17 protein-coding genes are annotated in these 21,059 nt (G+C 50.6%); 8 read left to right on the top strand and 9 right to left on the bottom strand.

Translation table 11 applies throughout. The annotated features are described in order from the left end of the window. Positions 1 to 60: 60 nt before the first annotated feature. The gene (locus tag ACFSUS_RS27405) at positions 61 to 2,103 is read right to left on the bottom strand and encodes a tetratricopeptide repeat-containing sensor histidine kinase (RefSeq protein ID WP_381528012.1); all 2,043 of its coding nucleotides are present in this window, start codon (positions 2,101 to 2,103) and stop codon (positions 61 to 63) included. Positions 2,104 to 2,516: 413 nt separating this feature from the next. Between ACFSUS_RS27405 and miaE the strand changes: the two genes are divergently transcribed. Further along, the gene (gene miaE, locus ACFSUS_RS27400; RefSeq protein ID WP_381528011.1) at positions 2,517 to 3,113 is read left to right on the top strand and encodes a tRNA-(ms[2]io[6]A)-hydroxylase; all 597 of its coding nucleotides are present in this window, start codon (positions 2,517 to 2,519) and stop codon (positions 3,111 to 3,113) included. A 91-nt stretch (positions 3,114 to 3,204) separates the two neighbouring features. On the opposite strand, the gene ACFSUS_RS27395 is transcribed toward miaE, so the two are convergent. Together ACFSUS_RS27395 and ACFSUS_RS27390 are read right to left on the bottom strand one after the other, a co-directional pair. Then, a complete protein-coding gene (locus ACFSUS_RS27395; RefSeq protein ID WP_381528009.1) occupies positions 3,205 to 3,699 on the bottom strand; it encodes a TspO/MBR family protein in 495 nt (164 codons plus the stop codon). Between the two features lie 21 nt (positions 3,700 to 3,720). Then, positions 3,721 to 4,245, bottom strand: coding sequence for a hypothetical protein (locus ACFSUS_RS27390; RefSeq protein WP_381528007.1), 525 nt, complete (start codon positions 4,243 to 4,245; stop codon positions 3,721 to 3,723). 18 nt (positions 4,246 to 4,263) lie between these two features. On the opposite strand from ACFSUS_RS27390, the gene ACFSUS_RS27385 reads away from it, so the two are divergent. The 3 genes from ACFSUS_RS27385 to ACFSUS_RS27375 all read left to right on the top strand — a co-directional run bounded on the left by ACFSUS_RS27385 (position 4,264) and on the right by ACFSUS_RS27375 (position 7,897). Continuing rightward, complete coding sequence (locus tag ACFSUS_RS27385; RefSeq protein ID WP_381528005.1) at positions 4,264 to 4,407, top strand: hypothetical protein; 144 nt, start codon at positions 4,264 to 4,266, stop codon at positions 4,405 to 4,407. A gap of 365 nt (positions 4,408 to 4,772) precedes the next feature. Next, entirely contained in the window at positions 4,773 to 6,029 is a 1,257-nt protein-coding gene (locus tag ACFSUS_RS27380) for a PAS domain-containing sensor histidine kinase (RefSeq protein WP_381528002.1), read from the top strand. Between the two features lie 368 nt (positions 6,030 to 6,397). After that, on the top strand, positions 6,398 to 7,897 hold the full coding sequence (locus ACFSUS_RS27375; RefSeq protein ID WP_381528000.1) for a hybrid sensor histidine kinase/response regulator: 1,500 nt from the start codon (positions 6,398 to 6,400) through the stop codon (positions 7,895 to 7,897). 66 nt (positions 7,898 to 7,963) lie between these two features. On the opposite strand, the gene ACFSUS_RS27370 is transcribed toward ACFSUS_RS27375, so the two are convergent. Continuing rightward, the gene (locus ACFSUS_RS27370) at positions 7,964 to 8,902 is read right to left on the bottom strand and encodes a helix-turn-helix domain-containing protein (RefSeq protein WP_381527998.1); all 939 of its coding nucleotides are present in this window, start codon (positions 8,900 to 8,902) and stop codon (positions 7,964 to 7,966) included. Between the two features lie 318 nt (positions 8,903 to 9,220). On the opposite strand from ACFSUS_RS27370, the gene ACFSUS_RS27365 reads away from it, so the two are divergent. Beyond that, positions 9,221 to 12,226: a PD-(D/E)XK nuclease family protein gene (locus ACFSUS_RS27365; protein ID WP_381527993.1), complete on the top strand. Its 3,006-nt coding sequence runs from the start codon at positions 9,221 to 9,223 to the stop codon at positions 12,224 to 12,226. 523 nt (positions 12,227 to 12,749) lie between these two features. Here the strand turns inward: ACFSUS_RS27365 and ACFSUS_RS27360 are convergent. After that, positions 12,750 to 13,757 (bottom strand): cation diffusion facilitator family transporter, encoded by a 1,008-nt coding sequence (locus tag ACFSUS_RS27360; RefSeq protein WP_381528074.1) that lies wholly within the window; start codon positions 13,755 to 13,757, stop codon positions 12,750 to 12,752. A 73-nt stretch (positions 13,758 to 13,830) separates the two neighbouring features. Between ACFSUS_RS27360 and ACFSUS_RS27355 the strand changes: the two genes are divergently transcribed. Both ACFSUS_RS27355 and ACFSUS_RS27350 read left to right on the top strand, forming a co-directional pair. Beyond that, positions 13,831 to 14,379: an NUDIX domain-containing protein gene (locus ACFSUS_RS27355; RefSeq protein ID WP_381527990.1), complete on the top strand. Its 549-nt coding sequence runs from the start codon at positions 13,831 to 13,833 to the stop codon at positions 14,377 to 14,379. Between the two features lie 132 nt (positions 14,380 to 14,511). Beyond that, entirely contained in the window at positions 14,512 to 15,153 is a 642-nt protein-coding gene (locus tag ACFSUS_RS27350) for a LysE family translocator (protein ID WP_381527988.1), read from the top strand. A gap of 27 nt (positions 15,154 to 15,180) precedes the next feature. On the opposite strand, the gene ACFSUS_RS27345 is transcribed toward ACFSUS_RS27350, so the two are convergent. From ACFSUS_RS27345 to surE, 3 genes are all read right to left on the bottom strand, one after another. Continuing rightward, on the bottom strand, positions 15,181 to 16,047 hold the full coding sequence (locus ACFSUS_RS27345) for a tetratricopeptide repeat protein (protein ID WP_381527986.1): 867 nt from the start codon (positions 16,045 to 16,047) through the stop codon (positions 15,181 to 15,183). Between the two features lie 228 nt (positions 16,048 to 16,275). Further along, positions 16,276 to 17,823 (bottom strand): GH3 family domain-containing protein, encoded by a 1,548-nt coding sequence (locus tag ACFSUS_RS27340; protein WP_381527984.1) that lies wholly within the window; start codon positions 17,821 to 17,823, stop codon positions 16,276 to 16,278. 97 nt (positions 17,824 to 17,920) lie between these two features. Then, positions 17,921 to 18,697 (bottom strand): 5'/3'-nucleotidase SurE, encoded by a 777-nt coding sequence (surE, locus tag ACFSUS_RS27335; protein WP_381527983.1) that lies wholly within the window; start codon positions 18,695 to 18,697, stop codon positions 17,921 to 17,923. Positions 18,698 to 19,004: 307 nt separating this feature from the next. Here surE and ACFSUS_RS27330 point away from each other — a divergent pair, with 307 nt between their 5' ends. Beyond that, positions 19,005 to 19,454: a LytTR family transcriptional regulator DNA-binding domain-containing protein gene (locus ACFSUS_RS27330; RefSeq protein ID WP_381527981.1), complete on the top strand. Its 450-nt coding sequence runs from the start codon at positions 19,005 to 19,007 to the stop codon at positions 19,452 to 19,454. Positions 19,455 to 19,510: 56 nt separating this feature from the next. On the opposite strand, the gene ACFSUS_RS27325 is transcribed toward ACFSUS_RS27330, so the two are convergent. After that, positions 19,511 to 21,046, bottom strand: coding sequence for a rhamnogalacturonidase (locus ACFSUS_RS27325; protein ID WP_381527979.1), 1,536 nt, complete (start codon positions 21,044 to 21,046; stop codon positions 19,511 to 19,513). Between the last annotated feature and the right edge of the window lie 13 nt (positions 21,047 to 21,059).

Here is a 21,059-nt window from a genome sequence, read left to right as displayed (position 1 = left end):
ACAAAGGTAGCTTGCTGCTAAACCCTTGTAAATCGGATAAGTATATGAGTCTGCAACGGCTTATTGAGCGGTTGCAGTTAACTCAAGCATCGTGCCCTGCCCCGGCGCGGATCGAACGGTCAGGTTGCCGCCCATGGCTTTGGCCCGCTGCTGCATGCTCTCCTGCCCGGTGCGCTGAGTGGGTTGAGTAATGTCGAAGCCCTGACCATTGTCTTCAATAGTGACTTTGAGCTGATCTTTCTGGTAATCAAAGCGCAATGTAGCCTGCGTAGCCTGGGAATATTTAACCAGGTTATTGATGGCTTCTTTGCCAATCAGGTACAGGTTTCGGCGTACTTCCATCGAGATGGGCACACTGTCGAGCGTAGGGTCGATGCTGACGGTGAACTGAATGTTTTTCGACTCCATCAGCGGTTGGGCGTATTCCTGCAAGCGAAAGGCGATGCGTTGTAGCGAATCGTTACCCGGATTGATGGTCCAGATAATCTCATCGACCGATTCGAGAATCTGTCGGGCATCGGTGTTAATCTTCGCGATGGCCCGCTCAACGGACTCGGGCCGGTTCTGGGCAATCAATCCATTAACCATGCCGCTCAGCAGCGAGATGCTGCTGAGCGTGCTACCTACTTCATCGTGCAGGTCGTGAGCAATCTGTTTGCGCAATGCCTGGGCCTCCTCCAGCCGACGTAGCCGAGCCCGGTTGAGCAGCCAGGCCGCAACGGCTGCCCCCAGCAACAGCAACATAAGGCCACCAGCCAATAAAACGTTACGTTGAAACCGTTGCTCCCGAACCGTCTGAGCTTGTAGCTGAATCTGACTTTGCTGCTGCTTTATCTGGTGCGTAAACTGAGCGGCTGTGGCTTTCCGGGTAACGTCTTCGTTGTTGAGGCTGTCGCGATACGTAAAATACAGACCCTGGTAGCGATACGCATCAGCATATTTACCTTGCTTAGCATACAGTTCGGCTAAGGTCTGACTGGCATCCCGGATGTAGTCTTTTTTGTGAGTTTGCTGGGCGATACTCAGGCTCTGAACCCCATAAAATTGAGCACTGTCGAGTTTGCCCGTGTGCAGGTAAGCCCGGCTTAACGTGTTCGACGTAGCCGACTCCGCCCAGGCGTTGTGATCCTGTCGGGCTTGAGCCAGCCCGCGCTGAGCATGAAAGATAGCCAACGGATAGCGCCCCAGCGATTCATAAGCCGCCGACAATTGTTTGTCGAAATGAGCAAGGGTGATGGCTGGATAATCAGTCTTACGAACTTGAATGGCCCGTTCAAATACTTGAATCGACTGCGCAGATCGCCCGACTTTTAGATACAGATTACCAATGGACGACAGGGCAGAAAATTGAAATTCACGGCTTTCGGCGCTAGCTTCCTGCTGGCTTATGGTGAGCGCCTGGGTCAAATAGCGTAAGGCCTGATCGTTGTCATTTAAAGCAGTATAGTTGTTGGCGATGGCCCGCAAAGACGCCAACGCACATGCCTGGCAGTGGCCCTGTTGAGCCGTTCGTAACGCCTGAAAATTCCACTGCAAGGCGGCTGCGTAGTTGTTATTCGCCCAATCATAATAAAGCGCAATCATGCGCTGGCAATCGCTAATCAATTTCGGATCATGAAGTGATTGAGCTACTGATAAAGCCCGTTGGCCGTACGCCAGGGACTGTTTCTTTTCGGTGTTGCTGACACGTTTGGCGGACCCTGCGCCGGTCAGGAACTGGATCAGTAGTCGCTTATCCCCCGCCCGTTCAACCAGTTGGATCGCCTGATCGACCTGTCGCTGGCCTTGTTTCGCTTCTTCTTGTTTTGCCGGATTATTACGATGCGTCGCATAGAGCGTAATGCCGAGCGTAAAAAGCGCCTTGGCTTCACCGATAGGATAGTTGAGCTTGCGGGCCAGCAGCAATGCCTGGTTTGCCAGGGAGTCATACTGCGGAAGCTGTAAACCCCACTCATTTGTGAGATCATTCAACCGGTTCACCCGAAACGTATCCGCTTGGGGATGCTTTTTGAGTACCGTCCACAAGCTGTCAATTCGCTTGGATTGAGCAAACGCTGAGGAAAGCGTTAATGATAAGCAGAAAATCAGTAAACGTTTTTTCATGAACAAGTACCGTGGACGTGAGTTTGGGGCTGAAACGTATTGCTTACAGAAAAGTAACGCCAGGAAAGTCGTCTATTGCGCTGAAAAGGATAACACATCAGTGAACATTTATCCATTAAGTGTTCAGACTTGATGGGTCAGGGCCTGTAAGACCTGACAACGGGTAAAGAGACCGTGCCAAGCTGAACTTCATAGTGATTGTTAGGTAGTTAAAAGCATAAGTAACCATTATTTCGGTACAAATGAAAGACCTTTTAGAAAACGGTCATAGTATTATTACTAGCCAGTTACATAAGGCAGATAATTCGTTAGCCTGAACCCCTGGCTCACGAAACGGCTGAGAAGCCAGCAACTGACGGTTTGTGGCTGAGAATTGGTAAATTTGTGGGTCAATACAGGGTTATCATTAAGCTATGTCGCTTACTACCTTAGGTCTCGAACTGCCTACCGACCCGCGTTGGGTCAACATTGACGAAATGAACATCGGTGATATTCTGATCGATCATGCTTACTGCGAACAGAAAGCTGCTTCGTCGTGCATTTCGCTGATTGTGCAGTATTCCGATAAAGAAGAACTGGTGGAGGTGCTAACACCGGTAGTGGCCGAAGAGTGGGGGCATTTTCAGCGAGTACTGAAGGAGTTACGCAAACGAAATATTCCATTGGGACGCCAGCGGAAAGACGAATACGTAAACCAGCTGCGGAGCCGATTGCGTCGGTCAATTGGCGATCAAAAAGAGCAATTAATGGATAACCTGCTGATTAATGCCCTGATCGAAGCCCGTAGCTGCGAGCGTTTCAAACTCCTCTCCGAGAACATCGCCGACGAAGGGCTTCGCAAATTCTACCGAGAGCTGATGATTTCCGAAGCAGGGCACTACCGCAACTTCATTGAACTGGCCGAAACATACCTGCCTGCCGAACGGGTTCGGGAACGTTGGAAGGAGTTTTTAGCCGTTGAAGCGGATATTCTGACCAACATGGACGTGCGGGGCGACCGTATGCACTGATGAATGGTTGTTTTCATCGCTGCGTTGGTTCTAAACGCGGCTGGTTCGACCATGAGTATTGTTCGGGATTCGCGCTGTGAAACGTTACCGCCTATGTGTTTACCATGTACATCCAGATTTTGGCGTGCGTAGTAATGAGTGTCCATAGTAAGTAAGGAACGTACCAGTTGAACGCCCGGCGGGAGGCTTTGTAGAACCAATAGCCGGTTATGAAGGCCGGTATGCCCACTACAAAATCCATGGTGACGGCTGTGCCGACCCAGCCAGTGCCATGCACAATTGGTATCCAGAGTAAACACAGGCCAAACTGAAACCAGAACCAGCCTAAGGCCCGCTTCGTAAGCGCATTAGAACCCGTCCGGCGGACGTACCAGGCGGCCACGCCCATGGTTGTGTAATTCACGGTCCATACCGCGACAAAAAACAGCCAGTTGAACTGCGTTACCGAGGGTTTAATGAGGTTCTTATCCCAGTCGTGACCAAAATATTCATTCCCCAGATAAGCGGTTAATTGGCCAACAATCAAACAGAAGAGTACATAGGGCAACCACGAAAAGCGGGCCTGAATTGCGTGCGTTACGTTCATATCTACACTGAGTTAGCTAGTTTATACCGTACGGTGATTTCTGTTGATGTAGAACTCAAAATAGGCCGTTACCGCCAGCTGGGTTGATCGATACAGGCAAAAGATAGTGGCTCCGATCAGCCCAAGCCGGAACAGGGCGACTGCTGTGTTTTGCCAGATAAGCCTAGCTAATTCTGCTTCTGAATAAGGAGCCGACCCGACCCATAGGGTTAAGTTAAACGTAGCGATGATGTACCCGGTAACCAGGCCAGCGCTAATAGCAAAGACAGCGGCATAAGTAATCCACGGACGTGCCGGAACGAACTCCGTTTGTCGAAGTCGAAACCACAGATAAACCGTCAGCCCGATGGCTAGTGGACTCCAGGGTAGGTAATAGTAATAAGGAGCCGAAACGCTGAACAGTTGCCGGGAAGCAGCTAGCATAGCTACCCGATCATCGGCCAGTATCAAATTAGGGGATAAAACAACGGCTTCGTATAAGTTGCCAAAGAACCAGTGCACAAAGCCGACCAGGCAAATGATTAATAATTTGATAGTTGCTTTCATCTGTACCGTGTCGCCCGAATGCAAAAGCGACGGTGCAAAGGTATCGGCCCTGGTCAGGGGGGTGGTAAGACGAATCGGGGGAATAACCGCACAATTTATGCTTACGAAAACAAGCTGCTACTGGCGGTACTTTCGGCAACGGCAGTACCAAAATACACTTGATACTGAGCTGATAGCGACTTTATCCTAAATCTGAAGCCCTCACTTAACCAAAGAAGGCGGTGGCCGTTTGGTAAACGCAACCCTCGCCGACTAACCGTTGCTCACCATATCACCATTAAGAATAAACAATACGTTCGCTTGCACTTAAGCCAGGGTGGATGGAAAGGAGAGACCGTTCTCATCGTACTTGATACTGAAGGGCATGTTGTTGAGCATTGTGCGTTGACATACAATTACTTGAGCAGCCAATTTTACCGATAACCGATTTTATACTATTAGCCTATAGATTGATTGTATAATAGTAATAAGCTAAAAAAGCCGATTCTCTGTTTATCGTGTTCTTCAAGGACACACTACTTTTGCGAATGCGTTCACCAGATTTTCCTTCAGAGTTCCCTTTTCTCGCCGGTGGCGGTGAATTGGGGGAATTAATCAGACAATATGATTGGCAGACGACTTCTTTAGGTCGGCCCCAGCAGTGGCCCCAAAGTCTGCGCTCGATGGTGAGCTTGGTACTGATGTCTAAATTCCCGATGATGCTGTTTTGGGGAAGGGACTTTATTCAGCTTTATAATGACGCCTACCGGCCAAGCCTTGGCCAGGAAGGTAAGCACCCCCAGGCGTTAGGACAATCTGGCCCCGAGAGCTGGCCTGAAATCTGGTCTACCTTCGCTCAGCCCCTGTTTGATCAAATAACGCAAACCAGAGAATCTGTTTTGAGCGAAGATCAACTAATCCCTATTTACCGGAATGGCCAGTTCGAAAACGCTTACTGGACGTACACCTACCTGCCCGTCATTGACGAAACCGGTCAGGTGGGAGGGATTTTAGCGATTGTCCACGAAACCACCCAAAAAGTAAACAATGTACTGGCTCTCCAGCAAAGCACGGCTGACCTGGAACGCTCCAACGCGAATCTGGAGCTGTTTGCCACGGCCGCCAGTCACGACTTGCAGGAGCCCTTGCGTAAGATTAAGGAGTTTGGCGCCTTGCTCAGGACCAACTACGACGCAAGCCTGGATCATCAGGGCATAGAACTGATTAACCGCATGGAAGCCGCTGCGGGGCGAATGTCGGTGCTCATCCGTGACCTGTTGACCTATTCCCGACTAGCAACCGATGGCGAATCGGTTGGCGAAAAGCCGTTGAACCAGATCGTTGATGACGTTTTGACGGAGTTAGACCAGTATATAGCAGAGAAAAAAGCCGTCATTGACATTGGTCAGCTAGGCACTGTACGGGGCGATGCAACGCAGCTTGAGCAACTATTTCGTAATCTTTTGAGTAATGCGCTGAAGTTTGTCAAGGCCGACGTAGTGCCTCACATCGGCATAAAGAGTAAACTCATCACCCGCTCCGAATTACCCCCGGCCTACCAGCCATCCGCTCAGCACGAGCACTTTCGGGTTATTGAGGTTACAGATAACGGCATCGGTTTCGAGCAGGGACAAGCTGAGCGCATTTTTGATACGTTTTATCGGCTCCATAACCGCCAAACCTATCCCGGTACCGGTATTGGTTTGGCCATCGTGAAACGGGTTGTCGAAAATCACCACGGTTATAGTACCGCGTGGAGCCAACCAGGCCAGGGGGCTACGTTTTGCATTTATCTACCTGTTTGAGCAAGCAATCATTTATAGTCATTTGTTGTCATAAAGTGGTCATGAATAGTCAATTGCTGACAACAAATGACTATGTGAACAGGGAGCAACAAAGGACAATCAGAACTGATCTAGCCCTTGTCAATGCAGGACGTTGTTGCCGCGTGAAAGAGAGCCGGGACCGTTGCCAAATTGAGTGGAACTCTGTTTTCTAAAACAGGTTCTCAATCGTACAGGGTGATTGTTGCAGTTACGCAACACTTTCTTTCACCTAAGTAAATCGCCCGCCTTTATTTGACTGTTTGTTCTATGGCTGTTGATGTCCAAAATCCAGATTTTAGTCTGCCTTCATCCGAACCAAACCCTGAACTGAACACGACTATAAAGAGTTGAATCAGGTTCAGGTGTATCAGATGATCCTGGAAAGTGCTAAAGACTACGCTATTTTCATCACTGACATTCATCGGCGGGTAAGCAGCTGGAGTGCCGGTGCAGAAGCTATGTTTGGTTATACCGAAAGCGAAATTATTGGTCAGTCAGGTGATATTATCTTCACGCCCGAAGATCAGGCGGCAGGTGCTCCCCAGGGCGAAGCTCAAAAAGCAATTCAGGAAGGACGAGCCGATAATGAACGCTGGCACCGTCGGAAAGACAACACCCGGCTGTATGGCTCGGGCGTAACAACTCCCTTACGCGAACCCGGCGGAACCATCATCGGTCTGGTCAAAGTGATGCGTGATCTAACCCAGCAGAAACAGGCCGAGGAAGCCCTGCAGGAGTCTGATCGCCGAAAAGATGAGTTTCTGGCCATGCTCAGCCATGAATTACGCAATCCTTTGGCTACCCTGCACAACACCCTGCTGCTGCTCGAACTAACGGGAGGGCAGGATGAGAGTTTACCGTTGCCATCGGCCATCCAATTAATGAGCCGTGAGGTGAGGCACATGACCCAGATGGTCGATGACTTATTGGACGTCAGCCGCATTAGCCGGGGTAAAATTACGTTGCATATGCAGCGGATCGACTTAGGAGTTCTGGTTGACCAGGCGGTTCAAACGGTCCAATATTTGTACGAATCCTCAAACCGCCGAGTAACTGTTGACCTGCCGCCTTCCCCCTTATACGTCAGAGGTGACCCCACCCGCCTGCATCAGGTGCTGGTAAACCTGCTCACCAACGGCGCTAAATATACTCGGGAGGGTGGTCGTGTGTGGGTTAGTCTCCAGCCAGTAGATCAGGAAGTTCAGCTGCGGGTGCGGGACAATGGCATCGGCATTGCGCCAGATCAGGTAGGGGCCATATTTGACCTGTTTTTCCAAGTGAACAATTCTCTGGATCGCCCTCAGGGGGGCCTGGGTTTGGGCTTGACCGTAGTGAATCGATTGGTTGAGCAACATGGTGGCTGGATAGAGGCCCATAGTGAAGGACTGGGCCGGGGCAGTGAGTTTGTGGTTCATTTGCCAGCACAGGCCGAACTGTCGTCCGCTCAGGGTTCTACGGGGGCTGCCCCCCAGTCGGGCGCGGCAGCGTTGCGGGTGCTGGTGGTGGATGATAACCGGGACTTAGCCGATGTGACCGCGATGCTGGTTAAGCAGTTAGGCTACCAGGTGTACACCCGGTATGGGGGTGAGGAAGCCCTGGCGCTGGCCGAAACACTACGTCCCGATGCCATACTGTTGGACATCGGTATGCCGAGCCTGGATGGGTATGAAACCTGCCGGCGGATTCGTGAACAGCTTTGGGGGAAGTCGATCTTCGTTATCGCTCTGACGGGCTATGGTCAACCGAAAGACAAGCAGCAGAGTAAAGAGGCTGGTTTTGATGCACACCTGGTTAAACCGGTAGATCTCAACGCCCTCAAGCAGTTGCTAACCGCTTTGCATGAATAAACGGGGGCAGCCCCAACAGGTAACTAAAGCGTTCGTCAGGAGGTACGCCCTACAGCCATTCACCACTTAATGAACCTGTTGCCGGAATTCGGTTGGACTGAAGCCGGTGTGTTTTTTGAAGAAGCGGGCAAAATACGAGAGGTCGTCGACGCGCAACCGGAACGCTACCTCCGAAACAGTCAGCTCTGGTTGGCCGAGCAATACCTTTGCTTCCAGTATCAACATATCGGCTATCAAAACACTCGCGGGCCTACCGGTCGTTTCTTTCACGCATTTGTTAAGATGGTTAGGCGTTACGGCCAGCAGATCGGCATATTCACTCACCGAGCGTTTACTCAGGATGTGGTGGGTCAGCAGCTGCTTGAAGCGGGCCGTAAGCTGAGCCGATGTTGACAGCAGTCGAATCTGTGATTGCTCGCCATACTGTTGCTGTACATCCAGCAGAAAAGCGTACAGTAATGAGCTACTATACGCTTGGCGATCGGGGCGTTTGCTTTGAAAGGCACGCTCAATTCTGGCAAGTTGCGCCAGCCAATCGTGGGTGGTGTTGGCATCAACAGATACTATTGGGTGAGCATCGGTCCGAAGAAAACTCAATTCATCCAATGCATGGGGGTTCTTAAGCGTGGTCAGTACATAGTCCGCATCGAACAGGGCGTAATACCCCGTGGCATCGGCACTACACGTATCCGTTGAAACGATATCGCCTGCCGTATACGCTGAAAACATGCAGGGGCCAATCACATAGGTCTCCAAACCATAGGTACGCCGAATAGAGCCACCCGTTAGCAACATAAAATCGTAGTGAAAACTTCGGCTGGCCGGAATCGGGAACCTGATGTGCCGGGCAAAATCTTCAATTCGCATCAGGGTAAAGAAGTTACGGGTCGGAGCGGTGCTACCGGTCGACGGATTCAGTTGCTGAGCCTGCTCGTGTGCTTCGGACATTACGAACTGCTGAACAAACGACTGAGGATCTAATATGGGTATGGCCGGGTGATTCATGGGGTACGCTCTGGTTTAAAGATGTCTGTTAAAAAAAGCAGGCGCCGATTCGTCCTAATAAGCTTCTCATCATAGCTAGTTGGCAATGGTAGCGCCTTCTGGATCTAATAGACGTGTTCGTGATTAAATAGATTTCGCCCGCCCATCGCCACAGCGGTTTAATCGCTTGTTCTCAACGATACAAACTCAAACGTAGGGCGAGAAATAACCCGCAACCGAAGTAAATTGACGAATTAATCATTCTCCCTGGCCAATAATCGTCAGCAACTGGGTTATCTTTACTTTTTGTTAAAGTTACTGTCGGCTTAACCACACTGAATGACATTTCTTCGCCAAACGGCTCAACGTATTTTTGACGCGCACGGTCCTAGTCTCCGGGACGTTTGGGTGATTCTGCCAACGCGTCGGGCTGTTTCGGTATTTCTCGACGAACTCGCTACTTGCTCTGATCGGCCGTTTCTGGCCCCCCATACGCTGGCCGTCGATGATTTCATTACCCAGGCGGCTGGCGTGGAGCTGATCGATTCGGTTAGCCTGTTGTTTGAACTTTACGATGTTTTCAGAGCCATCGACCCGCAGGTTGAGTTTGAGCAGTTTATCGGTTGGGCGTCGGTGTTGCTGGCCGATTTTGACCGGATTGATCAATACCTGATAAACTCCAACGAGCTATTTAGTTACCTGACAGCGGCCAAAGCCCTCGAGCGCTGGCAGGTCGATCAGCCCTCATCAGCTAAACCTATTGTCGAAACGCCCGGTACGGCGCGGTATTTCAAGCTATTCGAAAACCTGCATATCGCCTATCAGAACCTGCACCAACGCCTGACCGATCAGGGAATGGCGTATCGGGGGATGGCGTATCGGCTGCTGGCACAGAACGTTGAGGCACTGATCCGCGATGATTTGGCGTACGAACGCGTTTATTTTGTTGGCTTCAACGCGCTCAGCCGGGCCGAGGAGCACATCATCCGGGTATTGGTGGAGGCCCAGAAAGCAGAGTTGATCTGGGATGCCGACAACTACTACATTCAGGACTGGGGCCAGGAGGCCGGTGAGTTTCTGCGCCGGTATCGTGACAATGGCTGGTTTTTCTCCAGGCAAAATCGCGAAGAGCTATCCAATAACCTGCTCGGGTCGGAAAAAAACATCCGCGTCGTGGGCGTACCCAACGCCAGTATGCAGGCAAAAGTGGCCGGCAAAATTTATCAGGAGTGGAGCCGAGAAGCTGGGGCTGGTTTTGAGCGGATTACATCGGGTTCAACGCCCAAAACGGCAATTGTATTGGCCGACGAAACGCTGTTGGTGCCAGTACTCTACGCGCTCGATGAGGGCGTAACCAACCTGAACGTAACGATGGGGTTGTCGTTACGTAGTTCGTTGCTGTTTACGCTGGTCGATACGCTGTTCGAGATGCAGCGAACGGTACACGAGTTCCGGTCGAAAGACGGTCGCGACCTGCGGATTCCCAAGTTTCACCACCGCCACGTTGTCAAGGTCCTGAACCATCCGTTTGTGAAGCAATATGAACGGATTCGGCAACTGCAATGGCCCGGCGGCCGGTCGGAGTTGGGTGAGGTCTTACCCGCCGAACCGCTGTTTCAGTGGCTGGTGAAAGTAATCGTTAAGGAGCAGCGCGTGTACCTCACTGAGAAAGAAATTCAGGAGCTGGGACAAACGTCGGGTTCTGATGATCCGCTCATTCGGGTCTTGTTTTCGCGCTGGTCGAACGAAGACCCGATGCAGGCCATTCAGGCGTTCTATGACCTGGTCGAACTGCTGCGCGACGTGTACCGAAGCAGCCAGGACGCTATCGAAATAGAGTATCTGTATTTATTCTTTACGCTGCTGAAACAGCTTGAAACGACGCTCGAACGGCAGGCCGGTTCAGCGGGTAGTACGCCCGTAACCGTAAAGAGTTTTCGGCAATTTTTGTACGAACTGATTCGGCAAACGAGTATTCCATTCACCAGCGAGGGCAAAAGTCAGCTGCAGGTGATGGGGATGCTCGAAACCCGGGCGCTGGATTTTGATCGGGTCATTATTTTATCGGTCAACGAAGGGATTCTGCCGCAGTCGCGCAAGCTGAACTCCCTGATTCCGTTCGATATTGCCGCCGAACTGAAGCTGCCCACCTACCGCGAGCAGGAGGCCGTTATGGCCTATCACTTCTACCGACTCTTGCAACGAGCCAGTGAAATCGTGCTGTTGCACACCACCTCGACCGATGCCTATGGGAATAGCAAAGGTGAACCGAGCCGATTTATCCGCCAGATTGAGCACGAATTAGTACCCAAATCGCAGGGCCTCATTCGCATTAGTCATCCAACGGTGCGTTTCGGCCGGGCGGGTATGGACAAAGTGGCCGACGTAACGGATTTGCGGGTTCCTAAAACGGAAGCCATCCGAGCCGATCTAATCAACTTGTTACGTACAAAAGGCTTGTACCCGTCTTACCTGAACCAGTTTGTTAGCTGCTCCATGCGGTTCTACTTCAGCCGGGTGGTCAACATCTCGGAGGAGGAAGATATTGAAGAGAAAATGGGGGCGGCCGATTTCGGAAACTGGATGCATAAAGTACTCGAACGGCTGGACAAGGAGTATCGATTGAAGAACCTGCCCGTTGATGAGCAACTGATTAAAAACCTGCTCGAAGAAGAGTTTGCCGTAACCATGAAAGGGCGGGTTATTGAGTCGGGCATGAATCTGCTGCTCTATGAATTGGCGCAAAAACTGATGCTCGACTTCCAGCGGCAACAAAGTCAGCTTACGGGGCTCACGGTGATTGGCACGGAGCAAACGCTGGAAACGTATCTGAGCGTACCACTCGACGGGCAAGCACCGCTTCGCGTACGTATTGCCGGTAAGATTGATCGGCTGGAACGGTTGGGCGACCAGATTCGCATCGTGGACTACAAAACCGGTAAGGTTGATTTGCCCGAAAAAACGCCTAAAGACCTGGCCGAAAAGCTGCTCAACGACGGTAAGGAAGACAAAATGCGGCAGTTGTGGCTCTATCGTTACCTGGCTCTCAAAAACATTAGTGAATTGGGCGGCTTACCCCGCGACCGGGCCAAACAAGATGTGTATCCGGCTGCGGGCCTGCCGGTAGAAGCCGGCTTTTATTCATTCCGTGACCTGAGTGGGGGTTTCAAATCCAACCCGGTTGCCTTCGGAACTGATGACAGCCCGGCGCAGTATATCGAAGATTCGGAGAATTTGCTACGTACCATCATTCAACGAATGCTGGATATGAATGAGCCTTTCCGAAAGACCGACCAGCTCGAAACCTGCCAATTCTGCGATTATAAGGGAATTTGTGGGCGGTAGCTGCTCACACAGAGGTGAATTGGTGCTGTTTTTATAGCACACTGTAAAGTTACTTAAAACTTACGCTGTGAGTATAGGTCTTTGTAGCCTGGATAGCCACGTCCAGGCTACGAAAAATGAAACAGCCCAAAATCAAAACTAGGTTGCATGCTCGCCTGGGCGGCTTCTCCCTAAAAAAAGGCTGGTCGTAGCGCGACCAGCCTTTCCGTTTTTGAATACAACCTGAATTGAAAAAAGCAATGTTTGCGCTGTCTGTCAGAGCAGCAAGTGGACCAAAATTGGTAAATAAAAAGAATTAATACAACTATTTGGATAAATATACTGGATTGATTAATTAAATCAGGCTAAGAGCGTAATCAGTAAGCAAAAAATTGCCGATGGCTAGCAACAGGATTGCAGCTAAATGGCTGAAATTGTTTTGGTTAAGAAAATAGGTGTGCTACGTTGTAGCCTAAGCCTGATTTCAATAAATTTCTGGAAGCTGAGGTAGATGAGCCGTTAGAAAGAGTAATAAAGCTATGACCTACACCTTTGGTAGCGTCAGCGGCACAAAATGTTTTTGATTCAGGGGAAGATTGTCGGCGGTCCACTCAACATCGTGAATGAAAGCAAAACCCCGCACCGGGCAATTGGCCACCCGGCAATAATGGCAGCAGGCCTGTTCGCAGGGATCGGTATGAACAAATATTTCAACCTCGTTGCGGAAGCCATCTTTCAGAGTGTCTTCAAAATGGTGGACCTCGTCATGTACCTGATTCAGTTCCCAGTAATAGGGCAAGGTTAGGTGGCAATCGATGTGTAAATCAGCCCCGTACTTCTGCACGCGGAGGTTATGCACATCGATCCAGTTCCGGTCTTTATGCACGTTCAGCAGGGTTACCACGCGGTCGAGGGTCGGCGTGTCTGTCTCATCCATAAGCCGGGCGACGGATTGACGAATGAGCTGAAAGCCGTTGTAAATAATGACAACCGAAAGTATTAAAGAGAGGACACTGTCGATCCAGCGCTGACCCGTGAGAGCCACGATGGCAACGCCAGCCATAACAACAATGCTGCTGAAGGTATCGGTGAGCAGATGCCGTCCATCGGCGGTGAGCGCTAGTGAGTCTGTTCTTTTACCGTTCAGAATCAGCATCCAGCCCACAAACGCATTGGCCACGGCTGTGCCGCCAATCAGCACCAGACCTACGTCGAGATTACTTAATATTTTGGGCTCGAAGAAACTAAGCACCGATTGCCAGATGATGACCAGCCCAGCCGATAAAATCATGGCGCCTTCAAATCCCGACGATAGGAATTCGATCTTCCCGTGGCCGTAGGGGTGATTCTGGTCACGAGGTTGCCCCGCCAGGTAAATGCTGTAAAAGGCAAAACCACTGGCCAGTACGTTCACGATCGACTCAACGGCATCGGTTAAGATGGCGGTTGACGACGTTAAAAAGTAAGCCGTGAATTTGAGAACCAACAAGACGATGCTCAGGCCAAGTGAGACGCCCATCCAGCGGTATTTTGTGCGTTGATTGGCCCTCATGAAGCCTTGTGTGGTAGAGTTCAGTTTAACAAAGGTAACGATTCGTACCCGGAAAATCCGTACTTTCGCTGACATGAACGTGACAGAAAACCCTTGGCAGACGCTGAACTCGTCGGTCAAATATGATAATAATTGGTTGTCGATCAGACACGAAGAAGTTGTAACGCCAGCCGGTACACCGGGTATTTACGGTGTGGTCAGCTTCAAGAACAAAGCTGTAGGAGTGATCCCCATCGACGCTGACGGCTATACGTACCTGGTAGGCCAATATCGGTATCCGCTGAACGAATATTCGTGGGAAATTCCGGAAGGAGGTTCACCGCTGGACACCGACCCGCTGGAGTCGGCCAAACGAGAACTTAAAGAGGAAACCGGTCTGGAAGCCCGCCAATGGACCAAGATCGCCCGTATCCATACGTCAAACTCAGCTACTGACGAGGAAGGGTTTTTGTACATTGCCGAAGACCTGGTACAAGGCGATCATGCCCCCGAAGAAACGGAAGACCTGCGCATTTGGCGACTGCCCCTTGCCGAAGCCGTTGAGATGGCCATGACCAGTCGAATCACGGATGCGCTGAGCGTTAGTGGTTTGTTAATTGTAGCCCGGCTGCGGGGGATTTAACTGTTCTACAATCATATAGTTATAAAGTTGAATGGTTATAAAGTTATATAGTGAGTTGTGGTAAGCGTTTTTCACAACACCATTCCCCAGTCCATAACTATACAACTCTATAACTCCATAATTGTATCATCTGTGATTTTACCCATACTTTACGGTTTTCTGATTGGCGTTGCACTTTGTCTCACCTTTGGAACCGTCTTTTTTGCCCTCATCCAAAACAGCGTCGACAATGGGTTCCGCTCGGGTCTGAAGATCGTGTTTGGTGTCATTGCCGGCGACATCATCTTTGTGCTGGCTGCTCTGTTGGGAACGTCATTCATTCCGAAAGTCCAGGGGTTTGAACACCTCATGGCCATTATTGGCGTAGTATTTCTAACGGCTATGGGCTTAGTAAATATTCTTAAAGGAACGCCCCGGTTAGCTTACCCACAGACCCGCTTCGGTAATTTTATCTACTACTTTACCACAGGCTTTTTCCTGAATGCACTTAACCCCGTCAATTTCGTCTCCTGGGTGGCCATTGTGGCGTATATCCGGTCGCATTTACATTATACCGTAGGGCAGCAGTACAGTTTTATGAGCGCCGGTTTAGTGGGAGTGTTTATAACGGAGACTGCCCTGGCGTATTACGCTAACCGACTTAAGCGGCTTTTTACACCAAGGGTCGTTACGATCTTCAACCGTACTACAGGGATTATATTCCTGGCCGTAGCCGCCCAGATTGCCTACACGCGGCTGTATGAGCCCATTAGCAAAATGATGACGAATTGGTGATGATCAGCACGCAAACCTCATTGCGTGCTAGCCTTGTGCCCGTTTGATCACACTGCCCAGGAGGCTCCCCGCGAAGGTCAGGCCAATGGATCCGTACAGGCTAAAGACTTCTACTTCCCGCTGTGAACTTAGAGTAGCGGCTCCGGTAGCAAAGGTGTAGCCGACCCAGAGTGTTACCGCTTGCTGTAGAGCCAGCGCCCATCCTTTTCGGGGTTCAAGAAAGCCAATGGATACCGCTGAGATGGCCGCCGTCAGGTAAGGCCAGTGAATAACGGGGCTTCGCTTAATAATGAAAAGCAAAAGCAGGCTACTAAGAAAAATCAGACCCATATGCAGCAGGAACGCGCGATCGAAAAACGCCTGTTGGGTCGGCTGGACCGTTGGTACGGTTATCTGCGCTTTGTGCATCAGTGCATCGGCCCGTTCTAAATCCTGTCGGCTCGCTTCGTCCTGGTGCAGCCGTTGGCGGGCCAGCCCCCGCCAGTGATAGGGTTCTGCTTCATCGCCATGAGCGTGAAATACGGCTTTGTCGAAATCCAGAAAAGCAGCCTGATAATCTCCTCGCTCGTAGTGAATCTGGCCGCTTTCGAGGTGCAGATCCGCCACGGTATCATCGTAGCTTTTCCCTCGGTCAATATCAATTATTGCGGCTGAGGAATCGCCCAGGGCCCGGTAGATACGGGCGCGGTACAAATAAGCAACGCTGGCCTTCGGCTCAGCCGCAATAGCCTGATTGAAATACGACAAGGCTTCACCAAACTGCCCATTGGTGTATAAATGAATGCCTTCCTTTAAACGCTCGGCTTCCTTTTGGGCGTTTGTACGCTGATCGGCGTAATACCGCAGGTAGATAATGTAGCCAATAAATAGCGTTAATGTGGTTAACTCCAGCATTGTTTTGCACAAGTAAGTAATCTTCCGCAGATGGTCTGAGCAGTCGTGACGCTACATGAAAGTTACACTGATCAATCGTTGTTCAGATTACTAACCGAAAGGCTGATGATGGGGTTCTGGTGGCGACTAACCTTAATTTTGTTGTTGTGGGCTTTCCGAATAGACAGTTGAAAAGCCCACAACGAACAGATGGATGTCTGGGTGAAACCGCAGTTCAACGGGTACAACTTATTTATTGTTGTTCAAAAACGCTTCCCACTCGGTTATCAAGTTCTTTTTGAGCACACGGGGGAATTTGTGTTGCCCACCCATTTTTCCTTTCGATTTCATCCAGTTGTAAAACGTCACCGAAGGGAGCACCGTTACCGTAACCTCTTTGAGCGCATGCCGACGCTCCACGGCGTAGTCGTCGTTTAGTTCTTTCAATTTGGCATCCAGACGGTCGCGCAGGACGGTGGCATCAACTTTATCATCGGTTCCAACGTACCAGTGGTGAGCAAACAGCGTGTCGTGGCTTACTCCCGCCACGGTAAACTCCCGAACGGAAATGTTTAGCTCTTCGGATACCATCTCAATGGCTTTGTTCATGTTGTCTACCGAGAGGTGCTCGCCACACAAGCTCAGAAAATGCTTTGTCCGGCCCGTAATGACGATTTCGGCTTTGCGCTTCGAGACAAACCGAATGGTGTCGCCGATCAGGTAACGCCACGCGCCCGAGCAGGTCGATATAAGCAGAGCGTATTCTTTTCCTTCTTCCACTTCGTCGATCATCAGCGTTTGTGGTTTCGCCACCAGATCGCCATCGGGTGAGAAGTTTTGCTCGTTAAAGGGAATAAATTCAAAAAATAAGCCGTTGTTGAGCACCAGCTGCATGCCTTCGGCGTCGGGGTGGCTCTGGTACGCAATAAAGCCTTCCGAGGCCAGGTACGTTTCAATGTAAGTAATCGGGTGGGCCAGCAGCTTTTCAAAGCCTTGCCGGTAGGGCTCAAACGAAACGCCCCCGTGGCAGAACACCATCAGGTTAGGCCAGACGTCGTGGATGGTTTTGGCGTTGTAACGGGCAATAATCTTTTCCATTAGCAGCTGAATCCAGGCCGGAACGCCCACTACGTAGCCAATGTCCCAGTCGCCCGCTTGCTCCGTAATTTCGTCCAGTTTCAGCGCCCAGTCGCGTTCTTGGGCAATCTCTTTTCCGGGCTTGTAGAACCGCTGAAACCAGAACGGAATCTGGCTGGCGGTGATGCCGCTGAGGTCGCCTTCATAATGCCCTTCGCGAGCGTTCAGATTCGTGCTGCCTCCGAGCATCAAATAGCCTTTTTCATAGAGTGTTGACGGCAGATTCTGGTATTTGCCGAGCGTCAGAATCTGGCGGATGCTGGTTCGCTGAATGGCCTTCGACATGGCCTTCGTAACCGGAATGTATTTCGACGCGGCTTCCGACGTGCCCGAGCTAAGGGCAAAATACTTCACCCGTCCTGGCCAGGTCACGTTTTTGTCGCCATCGAGGGCCCGCTTCCACCAACCGTCAAACATCTTGTTGTAGTCGTGGATGGGTACGTACTGCTTATACTTTTCGTAAAATTCTTTATCTGTACCAAACTCAGCTGCACTGACTAGCTCGTCGAACTGGTAGGTTTGTCCAAAGTCAGTAAACCGGGCTTTGACGACCAGTTTCCGGAACACTTTACGTTGCTGCCGGAGTGCATTGGCTTTTCGTAACCGTACGACATTCGTCAGGCGAATACCGTTTTTGAGCATACTGCCTAATAGGGCCATGTTTGAGTGATGAATGAGGAATGATAAATTATTAATGATGGGTCATGATAGCGTATCCATAGTTCATCACTCATAATTCATCATTCATAATAAATAGTTACAGCTTCCAGTTTCTCAGGTCATCTATCATACTGTAGGCGGTCAGGTCGTACTGACATGGTACTACAGAGGTGTAGTTCTGTGCTATGGCGTATTCATCAGTATCTTCGGCGTGCGTATCGAAGTTGACAAAATCACCAGCCAGCCAAAAGTACCGTCGGCCATTGGGGTCTCGTCGCTCATCGAATACTTCCTGCCATTTGGCGTTCGCCTGTCGGCAAATCCGAATACCTTTTAATGGCTCGGCTGTTCGGGCCGGAAAGTTGACGTTCAAGGCCGTACCCCGTTCTATGCCCCGCTCCAGCACCTGCCGGGCAATCGTCAGGATGTGCTCATGCGTGTGCGAAAAATCAGGTTGGCGCGTAAAGTCGCCCAACGAAAAACCAATGGCTGGAATGCCTTCAATGGCGGCTTCGATGGCCGCCGACATGGTACCGGAATACAATACGCTGATGGACGTATTACTACCGTGATTAATGCCACTAACGACCAGATCCGGTGATCGGTCTTTGAGTACATGGTTTTTGGCCAGCTTTACACAGTCGGCGGGTGTCCCTGAGCATTCATAGGCGGGTACATCCCCGAAAATGTCGGACGGATAAAGTCGTAAAGGGTTGGCAATGGTAATTGCGTGGCCCATACCCGATTGGGGGCTGTTAGGCGCCACCACGACCACAGAACCCAGTTCTTTCATTAATTGGACAAGTGTCCGAATGCCGTGGGATGTAATTCCATCATCATTCGTGACTAAAATCAGGGGTTTTTGCTCCGCCATAAAGTAGAGGTAGTGAGTTTATCAGTGAATGAGTCGACAGTCCGTAATTGGCAAGGCCTGCTACGGACTATTTATTGGCTGATTTGTCGAAACGTCCACTGATCACTGTTGAGTTGTACAAAACTACGCAAATACGCCCTAACCCGACTACTATTGGCCATTAAGCGGATGTTGTGATATGGTAGGCATCGGCCATCACCGGACAAAGGCATCAGAATAAAGGCTGTAAACGAAGTGTTCGGGCCGGTGGTTTTGCTTAGTTGACAACGAGGGGGGTCAGCCACAACTAAATTAACAATTTAGCTCTGTGGCCGACCACCTCGTTGGGAATATCATGTCGGCCCAAATAGACCTGGCCCTGCATAATTTTTATGCGGGGAATATCAACGGGGCGCCCGGCTTACCAGACCATACGTATCTGCCAACGGGTAGCGGCTATATTCGAGTGATAAAAGCTGAGATTATGTACGTAAAAGCCGATCGAACTACGTCCGAATTGTACCTGACCACATCTGGCTTTAACCGGATTTATCCAAACAAACCGTATCAGTTCATTAGCATATCCCTGAATTTAGGAAAGCTTCTACCTTATCTATCAGACGGTTTCTACCAGTTATCCCGTTCGCTGGTTATTAACCTGAATTACCTCGATCGTATTGAGTCGAACCGGTTGTACATCGGTTCACAGGAGATACCGATTCCGGACGGAGCCAGAAAATCGCTGATTGAACAACTACAGGTTGTTAAAACGCGCTGACAGTTTTATTTGTCATTAAAAGGTTCCGATGGGAGTCGCATGCAATGACCACCTAATCAAAACTCCATCTGCTCCGTCTTTGCAATTTTTTTGTCAGGGAACTGTAAGCTCTGCTGTAGGCTAAAGTCGGTTACCGACTTCATGCGGAACACCGGTACGTTGGGAGCGTGCTGGGCTTTCAGATTACGTACGTCGATGTTTTTCACGTCAATCAGCACAAACGGTGGACGCTGGTCTTCTTTCTGGTACTGGATGTCGATGTTGCGGAGTTCAATGCCTTTGACGTGGCGAATGAAAAAACCGTAGGAGGGCATGTCACCCATGTGGCCGGGGTCGGGATAACCCTTTTCCTGTTCGGCCGGGTTAATAGCTGCCTGTTGTTTTGTGCCACCACCCTGGAAAACAATGCGGATGTTGTCGAGCGTTACGTCTTCAATGTCGTGCCCAGGAATCCCGCTGATGATAGACCCGTATTTTACATCGGCGTTATACACAATGACATTGCTGATCTTAACCCGGCGCAGTACCCCAACCGGTGTGCCTTCCGGGCCGCGCATTCGGGCACCCAGTCGTAGAAAGAATGGCGAGTTGACAATATCGCGCATGGTGATGTTAGTAATCGTTACGTCTTCCAGGATGCCTCCATCGACGGTCTCCAGCGCCAGCCCGCGGCAATACTCAAACACGCAATTTGAGATCGTAATGTTTTTGAAACCGCCGTTCGATTCCGTTCCGAACTTGATCCGGCCCGTTACGTCCATTTTGTCGGGTACAAGGTGGGCTTCCTTGCGCTGGTAGGTACCGTTATGAAATGTTCCCCGGTCGTAGCCGGTCACCTGACAATTAGTGATGGTCACGTTTTCGGTGGCGCGGGCGAACCCCAGCGCATAAGAGCTTTTGAGGCAAATCGCATCGTCCCAGGGCGAGTTGATGGTGCAGTTGGAAATACGCACGTGGCGGCAGCAATCCACGTCGATGCCGTCGCGGTTGGTGTCCATCTTTATATTGTCTAAGGTAAAGTTGTCGATGCCGGTAGCCAAAATGCCAAAGTGGCCTCCGTACAGGATCGTGATGTCTTTAATGATGACGTTGCGGCAGAGCTTTAAGGCAATAGCTTTATTGGCAATGCCTGCCCGACGATTTTCGCCCCGTGTCAGGCCTTTTCCGTAGATGATGCCGGTGCCCAGAATAGATACATTCTCTAGGTTTTCACCCCAGATGAGGCTGTTATGCCAGTGGCTATGCCCGAAATCCTGGAACGTATCGGAGGCATTGGGTTCGGGGGCGTCATAGCCACCATTACCCTCCGGGGGTGAATCAGCGGCCAGCAATGTAGCGCCCTGATCGATGAACAGTGCAATATTGCTTTTCAGGTGCAACGAGAAGCTGGCATAGGTGCCTGCGGGAAAGTAAACCGTTCCACCGCCCGCAGCCGCAGCCGCGTCAATGGCTTTGTTGATGGCGGGAGTATCAAGCGTTTTGCCGTCGCCGGTCGCGCCAAAGTCCCGAACGTTGAAATTCGTGGGACGGGACTGAGCGAATAAGGATACGTGAATGAGAAACTGACTGATCAGGAGAAGATAAAACTGCATTGGTGGATTTTCG

This window comes from Spirosoma soli (genome assembly GCF_042684525.1).
Classification (GTDB): domain Bacteria; phylum Bacteroidota; class Bacteroidia; order Cytophagales; family Spirosomataceae; genus Spirosoma; species Spirosoma soli.
The sequence above is the reverse complement of the archived record's forward strand: the minus strand, read 5'-3'. Positions and strand labels throughout refer to the sequence as shown.

What these genes read in the sequence shown, in the direction of transcription:
- ACFSUS_RS27405 (WP_381528012.1), bottom strand. Translation starts at nt 2,103, where the DNA reads ATGAAAAAACGTTTACTGATTTTCTGCTTATCATTAACGCTTTCCTCA.
- miaE (WP_381528011.1), top strand. Translation starts at nt 2,517, where the DNA reads ATGTCGCTTACTACCTTAGGTCTCGAACTGCCTACCGACCCGCGTTGG.
- ACFSUS_RS27395 (WP_381528009.1), bottom strand. Translation starts at nt 3,699, where the DNA reads ATGAACGTAACGCACGCAATTCAGGCCCGCTTTTCGTGGTTGCCCTAT.
- ACFSUS_RS27390 (WP_381528007.1), bottom strand. Translation starts at nt 4,245, where the DNA reads ATGAAAGCAACTATCAAATTATTAATCATTTGCCTGGTCGGCTTTGTG.
- ACFSUS_RS27385 (WP_381528005.1), top strand. Translation starts at nt 4,264, where the DNA reads ATGCAAAAGCGACGGTGCAAAGGTATCGGCCCTGGTCAGGGGGGTGGT.
- ACFSUS_RS27380 (WP_381528002.1), top strand. Translation starts at nt 4,773, where the DNA reads ATGCGTTCACCAGATTTTCCTTCAGAGTTCCCTTTTCTCGCCGGTGGC.
- ACFSUS_RS27370 (WP_381527998.1), bottom strand. Translation starts at nt 8,902, where the DNA reads ATGAATCACCCGGCCATACCCATATTAGATCCTCAGTCGTTTGTTCAG.
- ACFSUS_RS27365 (WP_381527993.1), top strand. Translation starts at nt 9,221, where the DNA reads ATGACATTTCTTCGCCAAACGGCTCAACGTATTTTTGACGCGCACGGT.
- ACFSUS_RS27360 (WP_381528074.1), bottom strand. Translation starts at nt 13,757, where the DNA reads ATGAGGGCCAATCAACGCACAAAATACCGCTGGATGGGCGTCTCACTT.
- ACFSUS_RS27355 (WP_381527990.1), top strand. Translation starts at nt 13,831, where the DNA reads ATGAACGTGACAGAAAACCCTTGGCAGACGCTGAACTCGTCGGTCAAA.
- ACFSUS_RS27345 (WP_381527986.1), bottom strand. Translation starts at nt 16,047, where the DNA reads ATGCTGGAGTTAACCACATTAACGCTATTTATTGGCTACATTATCTAC.
- ACFSUS_RS27340 (WP_381527984.1), bottom strand. Translation starts at nt 17,823, where the DNA reads ATGGCCCTATTAGGCAGTATGCTCAAAAACGGTATTCGCCTGACGAAT.
- surE (WP_381527983.1), bottom strand. Translation starts at nt 18,697, where the DNA reads ATGGCGGAGCAAAAACCCCTGATTTTAGTCACGAATGATGATGGAATT.
- ACFSUS_RS27325 (WP_381527979.1), bottom strand. Translation starts at nt 21,046, where the DNA reads ATGCAGTTTTATCTTCTCCTGATCAGTCAGTTTCTCATTCACGTATCC.